Source organism: Halomonas sp. ND22Bw (assembly GCF_003011945.1).
Lineage (GTDB): Bacteria > Pseudomonadota > Gammaproteobacteria > Pseudomonadales > Halomonadaceae > Halomonas > Halomonas halophila.
In genome coordinates, this window is sequence record NZ_PXWD01001565.1 from 1 (window position 1) to 244 (window position 244).

The 244-nt window shown below is 66.8% G+C and carries 1 protein-coding gene; it reads right to left on the reverse strand.

Translation table 11 applies throughout. The annotated features are described in order from the left end of the window. Window positions 1-41: 41 nt before the first annotated feature. Window positions 42-244 (reverse strand): hypothetical protein (locus CVH10_RS23505; RefSeq protein ID WP_219925073.1); only part of this gene is annotated, 203 nt, incomplete at its 5' end.

A 244-nucleotide genomic window follows, 5' to 3' on the forward strand; every position in this document is an offset into this window, starting at 1 on the left:
GGGTTCCGGGTTCTTCGCTACGCGAAGCCCCGGAAGGACGGCTATTTTTCCTTCGCCGCCCGTTCGGCCGCCAGCTTGGCCAGGACCCGGCCGCGGCCGCGCGACAGGGCGTGGATGGCGCCGCGCATGGTGGCGACCTCCTGTTCGGAGAAGGCGGCTCGGCCCAGCATGACGCGCAGGTTCTGGCTCATCGAACGCTTCTTCTCGGGCGGATAGAAGAAGCCGCCGTTTTCCAGCTCTTCTT